This window comes from Vibrio aerogenes (assembly GCF_024346755.1).
In the GTDB taxonomy this organism is placed as follows: Bacteria; Pseudomonadota; Gammaproteobacteria; order Enterobacterales; family Vibrionaceae; genus Vibrio; species Vibrio aerogenes.
In genome coordinates this window covers 416,510-432,191 of sequence record NZ_AP024861.1, presented here as the reverse complement: position 1 = coordinate 432,191, position 15,682 = coordinate 416,510, and the positions used below count along the sequence as shown (strand labels likewise).

The following is a 15,682-nucleotide window of genomic DNA, read 5'->3' as shown; positions in this document are numbered from 1 at the left end:
TATAAATAATCATCCTGGTCGTTCAAAAGTCATAATAAGTTAAACATCATAAGTTAAATATACCCACAATGATTCAACAGGAGAGAGTTAGCTATGGCCTATACAACAACAAATCCCTATACCGGTGAATTGATTCAATCTTACCCGAATTCAACAGATGAAGAAGTCGAACAAGCCATTACTCAGGCGCACAATGCGTTTTTAGCCTGGCGTGAAACCAGCTTTGAGCAGAGAGCAGCCATTCTGCAAAAAGCAGCTGATTTACTGAGACAGAATAAAAGAAAATATGCGGAAGTTCTTACGCTGGAGATGGGAAAACTGATCGCCGAAGCGGAAGCAGAAGTCGAAATTTCAGCGCAGATCATGGAATATTATGTCAAACATGCAGAAGCATTACTGGCTCCCAGAATCATTGAATCTGAAGACCCGGCAGTCAAATCAGCCTCCATCGTCAACGAACCACTTGGCGTATTGCTGGCGATTGAACCATGGAATTTCCCTTACTACCAAATTGCCCGGATTCTGGCACCACAGCTTTCTGCCGGAAATACTCTGCTGCTGAAACACGCATCGAACGTACCGCAGTGTGCAGCAACGTTTGAAGCATTGATGCAGGAAGCCGGTCTGCCTCAGGGCGCATTCCAGAACCTCTACGCTACCCGTGATCAGGTTGAAATGATTATCAATGATCGCCGGGTACACGGTGTCGCTTTAACTGGCTCCGAAGGTGCCGGAGCTATCGTTGCTTCTCAGGCTGGCCGGGCTATGAAGAAATCAACGCTGGAACTGGGTGGCGCCGATGCATTTGTGGTCCTGAAAGATGCAGAGCTGGAAAAGACTGCCAAATGGGCCGTTTTTGGCCGTCACTGGAATGCCGGTCAGGTGTGTGTCTCTTCCAAACGTATGATTATCGCTGATGAAATCTACGATGAATTTCTGAAGTTGTATACAAAAGGCGTTGCAGAACTGAGAACCGGCGATCCAATGTCGCCAGACACAACACTTGCACCATTGTCATCTCAGGGGGCAGCCGATGAAGTGAAAGAGAAAATTGCGCAGGCTGTCGCTTACGGTGCTACTGCTCTTCAGGTTGGTCCGAAAGTGCCCGAACAAGGTGCTTTTGTTCAGCCCACAATTCTGACTGATATTACACCTGACAATCCAGCTTATTACTGGGAGTTTTTTGGTCCGGTTTCCATGATTTTCCGTGCAAAAGACGAAGATGATGCGATTCACATTGCCAACGATTCCCCATTCGGACTGGGCGGTTCAGTATTCGGAAAAGATGAAGCACATGCAGAAAAAGTCGCACATCGCATTTCAACCGGGATGGTATATGTCAATCATCCAACCGCTGTGAAAGCAGATTTACCCTTCGGTGGCATTAAGCATTCCGGCTATGGTCGTGAATTATTAGATCTGGGCCTGAAAGAGTTTGTGAATCATAAGCTGGTAGCAGTTACAGATATTGACGGAAATTTCTGATTTTTATGTGCAGGTTTTGTGTGATAAGAAAAAGGGTGACATTCGTCACCCCTTTTTATCTTTCAGCACGCAATTCAATCAACCATTATGCGACACCATGATCAAGCGTAACGAGTCCAGCTGATACTGTGCCTGCCCGATATAAGCCGTCAGTTCTTTAATCTGATTTTCCAGCAGGGTTACTTCATCATCCCGGATATTGGGATTGACGGCTTTCAGTGCCAGCAATCTTTCCAGCTCTGCATTCAGCACCGTCTCCATTTCTTTCTGTGCTTCCTGACGAACCATATCAACCCGCGGTTCAATCAGGGTTTCACTGGCTTCGATTAACTGATGAACCTCGTTTTGTACCGAAGTCACCAGTTTATTCGCGATATGACGATTCACCGGGCTAAGCTGACGATTGAAGCCTTCAAACTCAACCTGTGCCGATAGATCATTGCCCCGGGCATCCAACATCAAACGGATCGGCGTTCTCGGTAAGAAACGGCTGATTCCGCTTTTCTTCGGTGCCTGAGCGTCAACCACATAAATCAGTTCAAGTAATACAGTACCAACCGGCAATGCTTTGTTTTTCAGTAATGAGACGGCAGATGTGCCCACGCCTTCACTGAAGATCAGGTCAATCCCGCCCTGAATCATCGGGTGTTCCCAGGTGATAAAATGAATATCTTCACGGGATAAAGCAGTTTCACGATCAAATGTGACCGTCGCACCATCACCGGGCAAACCGGGATAACTTGGCACTAACATATGCTCAGAAGGTGTAATCACCAGCGAATTTTCTCCACAATCATCCTGATTCAGACCGATGGTATCAAACAAACCAAAGGAGAATGTGATTAATTCACTGTCGCCATCTTTGCCGGAAATACTGTCCACAATTTTGTCTGCTTTTTCACCACCATGAGAATGCATTTCCAAAAGCCGGTCCCGTCCATGTTCAAGTGCCGTCTTCAGTTCCTGATTGAAATGCCGGGTCTCAGTAATCAGTTCTTCAGATACTGCGGTATTCCCGGAAACCAGCTGAGCCTTCAACGTCTCAGCAAAACGCTCAAACACAGCCGTACCAGTCGGACAGGTTTCAACAAACGCATTCAACCCTTCATGGAACCATTGCGCCAGAGTTTCCTGTGCCGTCCCTTCAAGGTAGGGGACGTGAATATCAATATCATTTTTCTGACCAATCCGGTCCAGACGACCAATCCGTTGTTCCAGTAAGTCCGGATTCATCGGCAGATCAAACATGACCAGCTGACTGGCAAACTGGAAATTCCTTCCTTCGGAACCAATCTCACTACAAATCAGAACCTGAGCACCACCTTCTTCCTGCGCGAAATAAGCAGATGCTTTATCCCGTTCAAGAATCGACATTCCTTCATGGAATACAGTGGCACGAATCCCTTCCCGTTCACGGAGTGCCTGCTCCAGATCCAGAGCTGTTGCCGCTCTGGAAGCAATCACCAGTATTTTTTCGGAGCGTTTACTTTTCGCTTTTTCTATCAGCCAGTCTACCCTTGGATCAAGCTCCCACCACATTTGCAAAATGCCCTGAAAAATACTTTCAGGATACAGCCGTGTCGTAAGCACACGCGCTTCTGACTCCGCGTCAGGGTCCGGGTATTTAATTTTCTGATAGGCATCAGGCAATGGCTGAGGCTGCAGGTGCACCCGCCGTTGCGGGAAGCCCTGAATTGATGCTCTGGTATTACGGAACAGAACCCGTCCGGTTCCATGCCGATCCATCAGGTTATTCATCAACTCGCTTCTGGCGTTTTCTTTTTCATCTTCCGCAGCATTGCTGTCGATGATCCGGAACAATGGCTCAACATCCTGCTCAGAAAGTAGTTCGACAATATGATTTTTCGCTTCATCTGATAATGGTTTGGCTTCAGATAACGCAGATACGGCTTCTGCTACCGGAATATACTGTTCTTCTTCCCGGATAAAGGCCTCAAAATCATAAAAACGATCCGGATCTAATAATCGTAACCGGGCAAAATGACTTTCCCGGCCTAACTGCTCCGGTGTCGCTGTCAGCAATAAAACACCAGAAATCTGTTTTGCCAGCGACTCAATCATTACATATTCAGGGCTTGGATGATCAACCTGCCATTCAAGGTGATGCGCTTCATCCACCACCAGCAGATCCCAGTGAACCGCCAAAGCCTGCTGATGACGTTTTTCATAACGCCGGAAGAAATCAAGAGAACAGAGAATAAATTGTTGAGAGTCGAAAGGATTCGGGCTATCCAGTTGAGATTCGACACACCGCTCTTCATCAAAAATTGAGAAATGAAGATTAAAACGACGCATCATTTCAACCAGCCACTGGTACTGAAGTGTTTCCGGCACCACGATCAATACTCTTTCAGCACGACCTAATAAAACCTGCTGATGAATGATCATTCCAGCTTCAATTGTTTTACCTAAACCCACTTCGTCGGCTAACAATACACGGGGCGCATGACGCCGGCCAACTTCCTGGGCGATATAAAGCTGATGAGGAATCAAACCCACACGTCCGCCACACAAACCACGCATCGGGCTTTTACTTTGCTGGTGCTGATTTTGCAGCGCATGGTAACGCAGAACAAAATTATCCATCCGGTCAACCTGGCCGGCAAACAGCTTATCTTGTGGTTTATTAAAACGAATCTGGTGGCTGAGGAAAACTTCGCGCAGCTCGGCTTGTTCCTCTGTATCCTGCCGGACACCGGTGTAAGTCAAAATGCCGTCGTTCTCATCCACTTGTCCGATCAGCAGTGACCAACCTTCCTGACTATCAACGATATCTCCCGGATGAAATATCACCCGGGTCACTGGCGCATCATGACGTGCATAAACCCGGTTTTCTTCTGATGCGGCAAACATCAGCGTCACGGTTCGTTCTTCTAATCCAACAACCGTCCCTAATCCTAAGTCGCTTTCTGTATCACTAATCCAACGCTGCCCTAACGCAAAAGTCATGAATTGAACACCTCACTTATACCCATTTGCCGGTGAACTCAGCAGACCGTCCTGCAAGTCACTTCATTATGATTGTTATTTCTGCCGGATGCAGAAAAATGGCGCTCATCTTACTTGATGGCGTGAGACAGGTCACGCGAATCTGCTGAAAGGAAGTGAATAATTTAAAAAGACACAAAAGTGTAAAAAAAGAATGGCATTTGTAATAAACGGTAACGGTATTTGAACAGAATACGAGCTTGCGCTTATACTTATTTTATCGACCAGACAACGTTGGTGAGAAATACAAGGAGCGTTTTAACCGGCATAAATCATGCTTAGCTTTTTTTACTGATTAAGCACTGATTAAGTATTAATTGAGTATTGATTAAGTAACAAAATGGGTTTGCAGTATGTCATACAGGCTATGGGTCAAACCGATTGTTCATCATGACCTGATGACACTGTAAACAAGCTTCCTCTTCTTATCATGCCGTAAAACGGCAAGGAGACGCTTATGGGCGATACCGAACGGAAACTGTTTGTCCTTGATACCAATATCCTGCTTCACGAGCCCCTGGCTATTTATTCCTTCCAAGAACATGATGTGGTCATCCCGATGACCGTCCTCGAAGAACTCGACCGAATCAAAGACAGTAAACGCGATGTTGCCAGAGATGCTCGGGTAGCGATCCGTGCACTTGAAAGCATCTTCCACGATGCAACCCCTGATGAAATTTCCGAAGGTATTCCTGTTTCAGGCGCCGGAAGTCACTCAGGAACCATTTCTATTCTGGCTGATTTCGAGCTTCAGGAAACCGTCAAAGCCTTTGCCGACAAAGCCGGTGATAACCGGATTTTGAATGCGGTCCTTTATATACAAAATAAACGGGCGCCCCGGTCTGTGGTGCTGGTCACCAAAGATATAAATATGCGGCTGCGGGCCAAAGGTGCCGGTGTATTGCACGTTGAAGATTACCGGACTGACCAGCTCATTGATGATATTCAGTATCTGACAAAAGGTTTTCAGAAATGCACAGGTAAATTCTGGGACTCTGTCTCTGAAGTTGAAAGCTATAATCTGAATGGTATCACCTATCACTCGCTCGATAAAACGCCGCTGGAACCCACTTTCATTAATCAATATATCATTGATGAAGAGAGTGATTTTGCTGCGCAGGTTCATCAGCTTGAAGGTGAAAAGCTGACCCTGAAAGATATGAGCAGAGAGCGGATGATGCACCGGAAAGCATGGGATATCATGCCTAAAAATATCTATCAGGCCATGGCGATGGACGCCCTGCTCGATCCGGAAATTGATCTGGTGATTCTGACCGGTGCAGCCGGAAGCGGTAAAACGTTGCTGACGCTGGCTGCGGCACTGGAGCAGACAATAGAAAAAGGAATGTTTGATAAAATCATTGTCACCCGTAATACGCCGGATATCGGTGAATCGATCGGTTATCTGCCCGGAACCGAAGAGGAAAAAATGATGCCCTGGCTTGCCGCTGTGACAGATACGCTGGAAGCGCTGCACAAGCATGATCACTGTACAGAGGGCTCACTCAAGTACATCTGTGATAAAGCGAATATTCAGTTTAAATCGATTAATTTCATGCGGGGACGTTCGATTCAAAATGCATTTGTTCTGCTGGATGAATGCCAGAATTTAACCGCATCACAAATCAAAACCATTATTACCCGCTGTGGAGAAGGCACTAAAATCGTTTGTTCAGGTAATCTGGCTCAGATTGATTCACACTACCTGACCCCGGTAACTTCCGGGCTGACTTATATGGTAGAGCAATTTAAAAATTTCTCTGCCAGCGCAAATATTCACCTCAATGGTGTGGTAAGAAGCCGTCTGGCCAAATTTGCAGAAGAGAATTTATAGTCACAAATAAAGAGAAAATATGTAGAAAAGCGCCCGATGATGAAATAATTATTCACAAAGGGCGCTTTTTTATGTTTTACTAGCCCTTATCGATATGATCATAAACCAGGACCATGATATGGCGTTTAATTTACGTAATCGTAACTTTCTTAAATTACTGGATTTCACTCCTGTTGAGATCCAGTTTTTAATTGATCTGGCTGCCGGATTGAAAAATGCGAAATACACGGGAACAGAACAAAAAAACCTCTCAGGTAAAAACATTGCACTGATTTTTGAAAAATCGTCGACCCGGACACGTTGTGCTTTTGAAGTCGCTGCATTCGATCAGGGGGCTCAGGTATCTTATATCGGCCCATCCGGTTCACAAATCGGCCATAAAGAGTCAATGAAAGATACAGCCAGAGTACTGGGACGTATGTACGATGGTATCCAGTATCGCGGTTACGGGCAAAGTATTGTTGAAGAGCTGGGAGCTTATGCCGGCGTTCCGGTCTGGAATGGGCTAACGGATGAGTTTCATCCAACTCAGATTCTGGCTGATTTTTTAACCATGCAGGAACATGGTCAGGGTAAAAAACTGAATGACATTTCTTTCGCCTATCTGGGTGATGCCCGCAACAATATGGGTAATTCCCTGATGGTCGGGGCTGCGAAAATGGGGATGGATATCCGGCTTGTTGCGCCTAAGGCTTTCTGGCCTGAAGATGAACTGGTTCAGCAGTGCCTCGCCATCACAAAATCAACCGGGGGAAGCATCACACTGACTGAAGATGTCGATACCGGAGTGAAAGGATGTGACTTTTTGTACACCGATGTCTGGGTTTCTATGGGGGAATCTGCAGAAGCATGGGATGAACGGGTTGCAGTCATGAAACCTTATCAGGTCACAATGGATATGCTGAAAAAAACCGGCAATCCTCATGTGAAATTTATGCACTGCCTGCCAGCGTTTCATAATGATGAAACGACCGTGGGTAAAGATGTTGCAGAAAAATATGGCATGAATGGCCTGGAAGTCACAGAGGAAGTCTTTGAATCCGAGCACTCTGTTGTATTTGATGAGGCTGAAAACCGGATGCACACAATTAAAGCTGTCATGGTAGCAACGCTCGGATCCTGAGTGATCATCACATTCACTGCACTTATCCACTGCAATTTGATGAGATAAGCGAGTTATCTACCTGACTGCTCATTATGGCACAGCCCTCAATGTGCCATAATCATCCCCAATGTCTGAATAATTATCCTGAACGTTCGTTATCTCCTGAAATATCCCCGGGAAAAAGTATGATGTAATCGCTTGCACTTCAAAAACTAAAGCGTATAATCCCGTGCAATTTGTCTGGGAGATCGTTATGTCTGACCACATTGTCGCTGCTTTTCAATGTACTCAGGGTAAGCCTTTTTGCTTACCAGGCATGACTTTTTCTTTTTCATCAAGAATTCAGGGCCTCCCGATATGGGGGGCTTTTTTTATCTGTCAGAATGTGTGTCGCCCGAATAGTCAGCGCCAATATCCGTGATATTGGCGCCTCGTCTATGTAAGGTCACTGGGAGGATGATCATGACCAACACGCTTTATAAAAAGCATATCATCTCAATTCCGGAACTATCCCGGGAAGAGCTGGAATTAATTGTTCAACAAGCAGCTCGCCTGAAAGCAGAACCAGCCCCTGATCTGCTGAAAGGCAAAGTTGTTGCCAGCTGTTTTTTTGAGCCATCAACCCGTACCCGGCTTTCTTTTGAAACCGCAATCCAGAGAGTCGGTGGCAGTGTCATCGGCTTTGATAACGGTGGAAACACCTCGCTGGCGAAGAAAGGAGAAACATTGTCAGATTCTGTGCAGGTCATTTCATCCTATGTTGATGCGTTTGTTATGCGTCACCCTCAGGAAGGCGCAGCCCGTCTGGCTTCAGAATTCTCTAATGGCGTGCCGGTCATTAATGCCGGCGATGGTGCGAATCAGCATCCCACTCAGACACTGCTTGATTTATTCACCATTTCAGAAACACAAAATCAACTGGATAACCTGAATATTGCCTTCGTTGGCGATCTCAAATACGGACGAACGGTCCATTCTCTGACTCAGGCACTGGCTAAATTCAAAAATAATCGGTTCTTCTTTATCGCACCTGACGCACTGGCTATGCCTGAATATATATTGGAAGAACTCGACGATGCCGGTATTCCATATAGTCTGCATACCGATATGGAAGAAATCATTCCTCAGGTTGATATTTTGTATATGACCCGGGTGCAAAAAGAACGTTTTGATGAATCTGAGTATGCACATATCCGTTCTGCGTTCATCTTAACTGCGACACACCTGACTCACGCCCGGGCTAACATGAAGATATTGCATCCCCTGCCAAGGGTTGATGAAATCACGACAGATGTCGACAAAACACCTCATGCTTATTTCTTTCAACAGGCCGAAAATGGTGTGTATGCAAGAGAAGCTTTACTTTCATTAGTACTGAATGACAGTCTGTAACTGAGGAGGATAAATCATGGTAAAAGAGACACAATTGCAGGTAGAAGCGATTAAAAACGGTACGGTGATTGACCATATTCCGGCACAGATGGGTATCAAGGTACTGAAGTTATTTGAAATGCATCACTCAGAGCAAAAAGTGACCATTGGGCTGAATCTTCCTTCCTCTGCGCTTGGCGCAAAAGATCTGCTCAAAATCGAAAACACATTTATTACTGAAGCTCAGGCAAGAAAACTTTCACTTTATGCCCCTCATGCCACAGTCAACCGCATTGAAGATTATGAAGTCGTGAAAAAACTGGCACTGGAACTCCCGGAAAAAGTGAATAATGTCTTCAGTTGCCCTAACTCGAACTGCATTTCACACGATGAACCTGTTGAAAGCAGCTTCAATATCACCAATAAAAATGGTGAAGTCAGACTCAAATGCAAATACTGTGAGAAAGTCTTCTCAAGAGAGATCCTGACAGAAAGAGTATAAACCGCACCGAATCAGGGACAATCCCATCCAAAGCAAGGATTGTCCTTTACCTTACCGGGCATTCAGGGCAAACTGATAGACCCAGAAACCCTGAAGATGCGGTGTTCAGTGAGATTCGTCCGGTGTTGACACATGCCTGCATTGACCTTCCTTGAACGGTACTTTTCGGCTGATGCTGAATCATGCATCTTCAGGTCGTTTGGTTATATTTGATGTAAAAATGAAAGATGGATAGATAAAAATGACAAAAGTTCTTCATACTGAATCAGCCCCTGCGGCAATCGGTCCTTATGTTCAGGGCGTAGACTTAGGCAACATGGTAATGACTTCAGGACAGATCCCTGTTAATCCGGTGACCGGTGAAATCCCTTCAGAAATTACAGCTCAGGCTCGCCAGTCATTAGAAAATGTCAAAGCAATTATTGAATCATCCGGCTTAACGGTCTCAGATATCATCAAGATGACGGTCTTTGTAAAAGATCTGAATGATTTTGGTACAGTGAATGAAGTCTACGGAAAATTCTTCGACGAGCACGGTGTTTCTCACTACCCGGCACGTTCTTGTGTTGAAGTAGCAAGACTTCCCAAAGATGTCGGTATTGAAATTGAAGCGATTGCTGTTCGGCAGTAATCCGGAATTTATCCTGATATACCCGATATAAATGACACGGCGGGTGATTCTCATCATCCGCCGTATTTATTCAATTCAATTCAATTATTCAGTCGTACCTTTGACTTGCCCACGGTTCAACTTTTCCACTTCTGAATCCAGCGATTCCAGTTTATCTTTCATCACTTTCTGGCAATGTTGAGCTAATTGACGGACATTTTCTCTGCTGTATGACTCAGTTGAGACCGGCGCCATGATTTCTACAATGATATGCCCGTTATTCCAGCGATTCAGTTCTAAATGATCAGTTGAACTACATACAATCGGAACGATGGGCACACCAGCCCCAATTGCTGCATGGAAAGCGCCTGTTTTAAAGGGTAACATTCCCCGCCCTCTGGAACGTGTCCCCTCAGGAAACATCCAGATTGACACATCCGTTTTTTTCAGTGAGTCAATCACCTGATCAATCGTTCCCTTCGCTTTTGTCCGGTTTGCACGATCAATCAATATATTGCCCGTGAGCCAATAGAGCTGTCCGAATAAAGGCAACCATGCCAGACTCTTTTTACCGACAGTAACAACCTTTGGCGTGACTGCAGATGACACGGTAAACATATCCCAGTTACTTTGATGATTGGCAATATAAATATTCTGGCCAGGATTTTTCAGAAAATCTTCCGAAACCCGGAGTTCAAGCCGGATACCAAAAATTCTGGACATACGGGCAAAAAGACGCCCAAAAGTATACACATGCTTCGGGTTCCGGGGGCTGAACAGCAAACAATAACCGCACCCCAAAACAAACATCAAAGTCGCCAGAATTGCGACAACAACAACACGCACCAGTGCAATCATTATTTCCCCCATAAAGTTTATCCGAATCTGTTTCCGATAAACTCAATACAATAAAAAAAGCCGAAACCTCTGTTTCGGCTCTCAAGATATACTGTCATTAGTTCAGTATCAACAATTACCCGGCGACACGTTCAATCTTCGCACCAAGCGCTGATAACTTATCTTCTATACGCTCATAGCCCCGGTCAATATGATAAATACGATCAACAATCGTTTCACCTTTGGCAATACAACCGGCAATGACCAGACTGGCCGAAGCTCTCAGATCTGTGGCCATTACCTGAGCGCCACTCAGAGAGTCAACATCACCACAGATGACTGTGTTTCCTTCAATCTCAGCTTTTGCGCCCATACGCATGAGCTCAGGCACATGCATAAACCGGTTTTCAAAAATAGTTTCCGTGATGACGCCACTTCCTTTCGCAATCATATTCAACAACGTAAACTGAGCCTGCATATCGGTCGGAAAACCGGGATAAGGCGCAGTTCTGACCGAAACACCTTTTAAGGAGCGACCAGTCATATCAAGCGAAATCCAGTCATCACCGGTCTCTATAGCAGCACCGGCTTCTTCAAGTTTAGCCAAAACTGATTCAAGCAAATGAGCGCTGGTATGACGACAGACTATTTTCCCGCCTGAAACTGCAGCTGCAACCAGAAAAGTGCCGGTTTCAATCCGATCTGAGACAACCCGATGACATCCGCCACCTAAACGTTTCACACCTTCAATCGTAATTGTATCTGTGCCGGCACCGGAAATTTTAGCGCCTAGTGTATTAAGGAACATGGCGGTATCAATGATCTCTGGCTCGCGGGCTGCATTATCAAGAACTGTCGTTCCCTCGGCAAGTGTCGCAGCACACATCACCGTGATCGTGGCACCCACACTGACTTTGCCCATCACAATATGTGCGCCTTTTAAACGCCCGTCAACAGAGGCTTTCACATAACCGTCTTCAAGCTTGATCTGAGCTCCCAATTGCTCCAGGCCATGAATATGCAAGTCGACCGGGCGGGCACCAATCGCACACCCACCAGGAAGAGAAACCTGGCCATGACCAAAACGGGCAACAAGCGGCCCCAACGCCCAGATAGAAGCCCGCATCGTTTTAACCAGCTCATAAGGGGCGCAATACTGATTGATCTGGCCGGGATCAACATGCACTGAGCCGTTTCGCTCGACTTTCGCACCCAGACACTCTAATAACGACATCGTCGTATCAATATCACGCAGGTGAGGCACGTTGGCAACTTCAATCGGTTCTTCTGCCAGAATTGAAGCAAATAATATCGGTAAAGCTGCATTTTTAGCACCAGAAATCAAAACTTCTCCCTGAAGGGGAGCATCGGATCCGGTGACTCGAAATTTATCCATCACACTATATAACCTTAAAGAGACATGAGTTTTCTGTCACGCTCCCATTCAGCCGGGGTATAAGCTTTAATTGAGATCGCATGAATATCGTTATTTTGGATATAAGACATTAACGGTGCATAAATGAACTGCTGTTTTTTTACCCGGCTCATGTTTTCAAAGCACTCATCAATTGCAATGACCTCAAACTGACTCCCTTCACCCTTCACATGAATTTCATGAAGATGGAGTGCTTCAGATAATATCTGTTCTATTGCTGCACTATCCACTATCTACCCCTGATTAATTTTTTATATGGTTTATTAAAAGCGAATCAACCCGACTTAGCTGAAATAAAGTGACGAGTTGCTCAGGTACAAAGCGTAGCATTATATGACAGTTTTGTTTTTTTGCATGCTCTATTAAATGGATGAGGAAAACCATGCCGGCAGAATCAACACGACCAACCTCTTTCAGCGAAAGCTCTATCTGACTTTCTTCCGGCACCCAGGTTTCAGCAAATGACCAGAGTTCAGGGACCTGATCCCGGTCCAGTGTTCCCTGAAGACCAATATGCGCTGAATCTTTCTGATGCCACTGAGAATGAACCATCATGACTTGTTCTCAAACTTGATTGGCTGGCTGGAAAGCTCTTTCAATTCGTTTGCTACCGACAGAATCCCTTCACTTCGGATTTTACCGCTCCACTCTGAGCGTTTACTGGATAATAAACTGATACCTTCCGCAATTAGATCGTAAGCCTGCCAGTCTCCGGATTTGAATTTTCTTAGTTTAAATTCTAGTTTGATATTTGGGTTTGGCGAATCAACAATATCCAGATAAACACGGGCAATCTTATCTTTCGCTCCAATTTGAGGTTCAGGGCCAAACTGAATTTTCTGATCACGGTACTGAGTTAAAACCTGTGCATAACTGGTCACCAAATAGCCATGGAATGCATCAATAAATGTCATGACATCACTTTTTTTGGCCCCTTTCAGATTAGAACCCAAAAGCTTCAGCGCCGCATATTTTGTATTGACATAAGGCATCAGCTCATTTTCAACAATCACTTTCAAATGATTTGGATCCTGATGAATTTGCTTTTGTTCTGCTTTTAAACGCGCAAATGTTTGCCCGGAAACCTCTTTAATCATCTGATAAGGATGTGTCATATCAAATGCAGTTTGATTCTGGGCAAAAGTTGCTGATGAAATAAACAATATCACCAACGGTAAAATATATCGTTTCCACATATGGCTTACTCCTTCTCTGTCTCACCAGATGTATCTTTCTCATCGCCTTTACCACCCACGCGGTAAAGAAACTGACCAATCAGATTCTCAAGTACTAATGCTGATTTTGTATCTTCGATTTTGTCTCCATTGGATAGCATATCTGTCTCATCTCCCCAGATAAAACCGGGTACCAAACCGATATATTGCTCCCCAATCAATCCGGCAGTTAAGATCTGGACACTCGAGTTATCAGGAAACTGGTCATACTGTGTCTCGATCGCTAAAGTAACTAACGGTCTGAGTGTCTCTTTATCCAGACTAATCTGAGTCACATGCCCGACAACGACACCACCGACTTTCACCGGAGAGCGCACTTTTAAATTACCCACATTGTCAAATTCAGCCGTGAGCTGGTAAGTATCCTGGGTGCCGAAACCTTTTACATCAGCAACCTGAAAAATCATCACCAAAATTGCGCAAATTCCGGCTAAAACAAAACTACCAACCCAAAATTCTATTTTACGTGTTTGTTGCATGTTTAATTCCCGAACATCAATGCAGTTAAAACGAAATCAAGTCCCAGTACAGCCAGCGACGAGTTAACAACTGTTTTCGTTGTCGCCCGGCTGATTCCTTCTGACGTTGGAACAGCATCATAACCATTAAATAAAGCAATCCACATGACTGTAAAGGCAAAGATAATACACTTAATCGCGCTGTTACCAATATCCTTCCCCAGTTCTACAGACGATTGCATTGCTGACCAGAAACTACCGTAATCGATACCTTTCCAGTCAACACCAACAAGCTGCCCGCCCCAGATACCGACAGCCATAAAAATCATTGCCAACAACGGCATTGAAATGACACCCGCCCAAAACCGGGGAGCAATGACCCGCTTCAACGGGTCTACAGCCATCATCTCTAAACTGGAGAGTTGCTCCGTTGCCTTCATCAGACCGATTTCAGCTGTCAAAGCAGAACCGGCGCGGCCCGCAAATAATAATGCAGTGACAACCGGACCTAATTCCCTTAATAAGGAAAGTGCAACTAACTGCCCCAGACTCCCTTCAGCACCATAGCCAACTAAGATAACATATCCCTGTAAACTCAATACCATGCCAATAAACAAGCCGGATACGATAATAATAGCCATAGACAGTACACCAATACTGTGTAACTGCTTAATCAGAAGCGGAAAGTTTTTTAACGGCTGAGGACGGCTGACTAAAGCACCGACGAGAACCAGAGAAGCCCGGCCAAAGACTTCGCATGAATTTAAAGTCCGCTGACCAATCCGGGAAATATATTGAAAAAAATTAGCCAGCATGAAATAAATCCTCTTCAAGAGACAGAGCCGGATAACGGAAAGGCACAGGCCCATCTGCATTTCCCTGCAAAAATTGTTGTACTCTCGGATCTGAATTCTGTCTCAGCGCTTCAGTGGTTCCTTCAGCAATCACTTTGCCATCAGCCAAAAGGTAAACCCAGTCAGCAATACTCATCACTTCAGGTACATCATGCGATACAACCACCGATGTTAATCCCAGCGCCTGATTCAGGCGGCTAATCAATTCCACCAACACACCCATCGTCATCGGATCCTGACCCACAAACGGCTCATCATACATAATCAGTTCAGGATCCAGCGCAATGGATCTGGCCAGTGCAGCCCGCCGGGCCATTCCGCCGGATAACTCACTGGGCATCAGTTCGGCTGCACCTCTCAAGCCGACTGCTTCCAGTTTCAGCAGCACCAGAGAACGGATAAACGTTTCATTCAACTGCGTATGCTCTCTCAAAGGAAAAGCGACATTGTCAAAAACATTTAAATCTGTGAACAAAGCGCCGGACTGAAATAACATACTCATCCGTTTTCTGGCCTGATAGAGGCTTTTGCGATTCAAAGCCGGAATATTCACACCATCAAACCAGATTTCTCCGGATTCAGGTTGTAACTGACCGCCAATCAACCGGAGCAATGTGGTTTTCCCGATACCGGAAGGCCCCATAATTGCCGTCACCTTTCCTTTCGGAACCCGCAAAGACACATCATCAAAAATTTTTCTGCCGTTGCGGGAAAAGGTCAGGTGGTTAATCGTTACTAAATCTGATTCAGACATAGGCGTCATAGCTCTTGCTATATTGTTGAATAATAAAAAAGGAAGCAATCATAAGCAGAATATCAGAAAATTAAAAGCGACGTTCAATTAGGTTACTTTTCTTTACAAATATCTGATATCGCGAGCTCCCCGTAAACATCTTCACACGAATGATACAGAAAGCATATCTTGCATCAACCTTGAATTCAGAATC

15 protein-coding genes are annotated in these 15,682 nt (G+C 45.2%); 6 read left to right on the top strand and 9 right to left on the bottom strand.

From position 1 onward, the window contains the following. The first annotated feature begins 93 nt into the window (after positions 1–93). The gene (locus OCV29_RS02020) at positions 94–1,485 is read left to right on the top strand and encodes an NAD-dependent succinate-semialdehyde dehydrogenase (RefSeq protein WP_073602917.1); all 1,392 of its coding nucleotides are present in this window, start codon (positions 94–96) and stop codon (positions 1,483–1,485) included. A gap of 78 nt (positions 1,486–1,563) precedes the next feature. Here OCV29_RS02020 and rapA read toward each other — a convergent pair whose 3' ends face one another. Next, positions 1,564–4,455, bottom strand: coding sequence for an RNA polymerase-associated protein RapA (gene rapA / locus OCV29_RS02015; RefSeq protein ID WP_073602918.1), 2,892 nt, complete (start codon positions 4,453–4,455; stop codon positions 1,564–1,566). 496 nt (positions 4,456–4,951) lie between these two features. Here rapA and OCV29_RS02010 point away from each other — a divergent pair, with 496 nt between their 5' ends. The 5 genes from OCV29_RS02010 to OCV29_RS01990 all read left to right on the top strand — a co-directional run bounded on the left by OCV29_RS02010 (position 4,952) and on the right by OCV29_RS01990 (position 9,937). Further along, positions 4,952–6,328, top strand: a complete 1,377-nt coding sequence (locus OCV29_RS02010; RefSeq protein WP_073602919.1) for a PhoH family protein — start codon at positions 4,952–4,954, stop codon at positions 6,326–6,328. Positions 6,329–6,446: 118 nt separating this feature from the next. Then, complete coding sequence (locus tag OCV29_RS02005) at positions 6,447–7,451, top strand: ornithine carbamoyltransferase (protein ID WP_073602920.1); 1,005 nt, start codon at positions 6,447–6,449, stop codon at positions 7,449–7,451. 444 nt (positions 7,452–7,895) lie between these two features. Next, a complete protein-coding gene (pyrB, locus tag OCV29_RS02000) occupies positions 7,896–8,825 on the top strand; it encodes an aspartate carbamoyltransferase (RefSeq protein ID WP_073602921.1) in 930 nt (309 codons plus the stop codon). A gap of 16 nt (positions 8,826–8,841) precedes the next feature. Next, on the top strand, positions 8,842–9,306 hold the full coding sequence (gene pyrI / locus OCV29_RS01995) for an aspartate carbamoyltransferase regulatory subunit (protein WP_073602922.1): 465 nt from the start codon (positions 8,842–8,844) through the stop codon (positions 9,304–9,306). A gap of 241 nt (positions 9,307–9,547) precedes the next feature. Next, the gene (locus OCV29_RS01990) at positions 9,548–9,937 is read left to right on the top strand and encodes a RidA family protein (RefSeq protein ID WP_073602923.1); all 390 of its coding nucleotides are present in this window, start codon (positions 9,548–9,550) and stop codon (positions 9,935–9,937) included. 84 nt (positions 9,938–10,021) lie between these two features. On the opposite strand, the gene OCV29_RS01985 is transcribed toward OCV29_RS01990, so the two are convergent. From OCV29_RS01985 to mlaF, 8 genes are all read right to left on the bottom strand, one after another. Further along, entirely contained in the window at positions 10,022–10,774 is a 753-nt protein-coding gene (locus OCV29_RS01985; RefSeq protein WP_073602924.1) for a 1-acylglycerol-3-phosphate O-acyltransferase, read from the bottom strand. Positions 10,775–10,889: 115 nt separating this feature from the next. Continuing rightward, positions 10,890–12,149: a UDP-N-acetylglucosamine 1-carboxyvinyltransferase gene (gene murA / locus OCV29_RS01980; RefSeq protein WP_073602925.1), complete on the bottom strand. Its 1,260-nt coding sequence runs from the start codon at positions 12,147–12,149 to the stop codon at positions 10,890–10,892. A 14-nt stretch (positions 12,150–12,163) separates the two neighbouring features. Continuing rightward, positions 12,164–12,418 (bottom strand): BolA family iron metabolism protein IbaG, encoded by a 255-nt coding sequence (gene ibaG / locus OCV29_RS01975; protein ID WP_073602926.1) that lies wholly within the window; start codon positions 12,416–12,418, stop codon positions 12,164–12,166. Positions 12,419–12,431: 13 nt separating this feature from the next. Beyond that, positions 12,432–12,740, bottom strand: a complete 309-nt coding sequence (locus OCV29_RS01970; RefSeq protein ID WP_073602994.1) for an STAS domain-containing protein — start codon at positions 12,738–12,740, stop codon at positions 12,432–12,434. Beyond that, positions 12,740–13,384: an ABC transporter substrate-binding protein gene (locus OCV29_RS01965; RefSeq protein ID WP_073602927.1), complete on the bottom strand. Its 645-nt coding sequence runs from the start codon at positions 13,382–13,384 to the stop codon at positions 12,740–12,742. The genes OCV29_RS01970 and OCV29_RS01965 overlap by 1 nt, the downstream gene beginning before the upstream one ends. Positions 13,385–13,389: 5 nt before the next feature. Further along, positions 13,390–13,902, bottom strand: coding sequence for an outer membrane lipid asymmetry maintenance protein MlaD (gene mlaD / locus OCV29_RS01960; protein ID WP_073602928.1), 513 nt, complete (start codon positions 13,900–13,902; stop codon positions 13,390–13,392). Positions 13,903–13,904: 2 nt separating this feature from the next. Next, entirely contained in the window at positions 13,905–14,696 is a 792-nt protein-coding gene (gene mlaE / locus OCV29_RS01955) for a lipid asymmetry maintenance ABC transporter permease subunit MlaE (RefSeq protein ID WP_073602929.1), read from the bottom strand. Next, the gene (mlaF, locus tag OCV29_RS01950) at positions 14,686–15,489 is read right to left on the bottom strand and encodes a phospholipid ABC transporter ATP-binding protein MlaF (protein ID WP_073602930.1); all 804 of its coding nucleotides are present in this window, start codon (positions 15,487–15,489) and stop codon (positions 14,686–14,688) included. Before mlaF ends, mlaE begins: the two co-directional genes overlap by 11 nt. Positions 15,490–15,682: the final 193 nt, after the last annotated feature.

What these genes read in the sequence shown, in the direction of transcription:
- OCV29_RS02020 (WP_073602917.1), top strand. Translation starts at nt 94, where the DNA reads ATGGCCTATACAACAACAAATCCCTATACCGGTGAATTGATTCAATCT.
- rapA (WP_073602918.1), bottom strand. Translation starts at nt 4,455, where the DNA reads ATGACTTTTGCGTTAGGGCAGCGTTGGATTAGTGATACAGAAAGCGAC.
- OCV29_RS02010 (WP_073602919.1), top strand. Translation starts at nt 4,952, where the DNA reads ATGGGCGATACCGAACGGAAACTGTTTGTCCTTGATACCAATATCCTG.
- OCV29_RS02005 (WP_073602920.1), top strand. Translation starts at nt 6,447, where the DNA reads ATGGCGTTTAATTTACGTAATCGTAACTTTCTTAAATTACTGGATTTC.
- pyrB (WP_073602921.1), top strand. Translation starts at nt 7,896, where the DNA reads ATGACCAACACGCTTTATAAAAAGCATATCATCTCAATTCCGGAACTA.
- pyrI (WP_073602922.1), top strand. Translation starts at nt 8,842, where the DNA reads ATGGTAAAAGAGACACAATTGCAGGTAGAAGCGATTAAAAACGGTACG.
- OCV29_RS01990 (WP_073602923.1), top strand. Translation starts at nt 9,548, where the DNA reads ATGACAAAAGTTCTTCATACTGAATCAGCCCCTGCGGCAATCGGTCCT.
- OCV29_RS01985 (WP_073602924.1), bottom strand. Translation starts at nt 10,774, where the DNA reads ATGATTGCACTGGTGCGTGTTGTTGTTGTCGCAATTCTGGCGACTTTG.
- murA (WP_073602925.1), bottom strand. Translation starts at nt 12,149, where the DNA reads ATGGATAAATTTCGAGTCACCGGATCCGATGCTCCCCTTCAGGGAGAA.
- OCV29_RS01970 (WP_073602994.1), bottom strand. Translation starts at nt 12,740, where the DNA reads ATGGTTCATTCTCAGTGGCATCAGAAAGATTCAGCGCATATTGGTCTT.
- OCV29_RS01965 (WP_073602927.1), bottom strand. Translation starts at nt 13,384, where the DNA reads ATGTGGAAACGATATATTTTACCGTTGGTGATATTGTTTATTTCATCA.
- mlaD (WP_073602928.1), bottom strand. Translation starts at nt 13,902, where the DNA reads ATGCAACAAACACGTAAAATAGAATTTTGGGTTGGTAGTTTTGTTTTA.
- mlaE (WP_073602929.1), bottom strand. Translation starts at nt 14,696, where the DNA reads ATGCTGGCTAATTTTTTTCAATATATTTCCCGGATTGGTCAGCGGACT.
- mlaF (WP_073602930.1), bottom strand. Translation starts at nt 15,489, where the DNA reads ATGTCTGAATCAGATTTAGTAACGATTAACCACCTGACCTTTTCCCGC.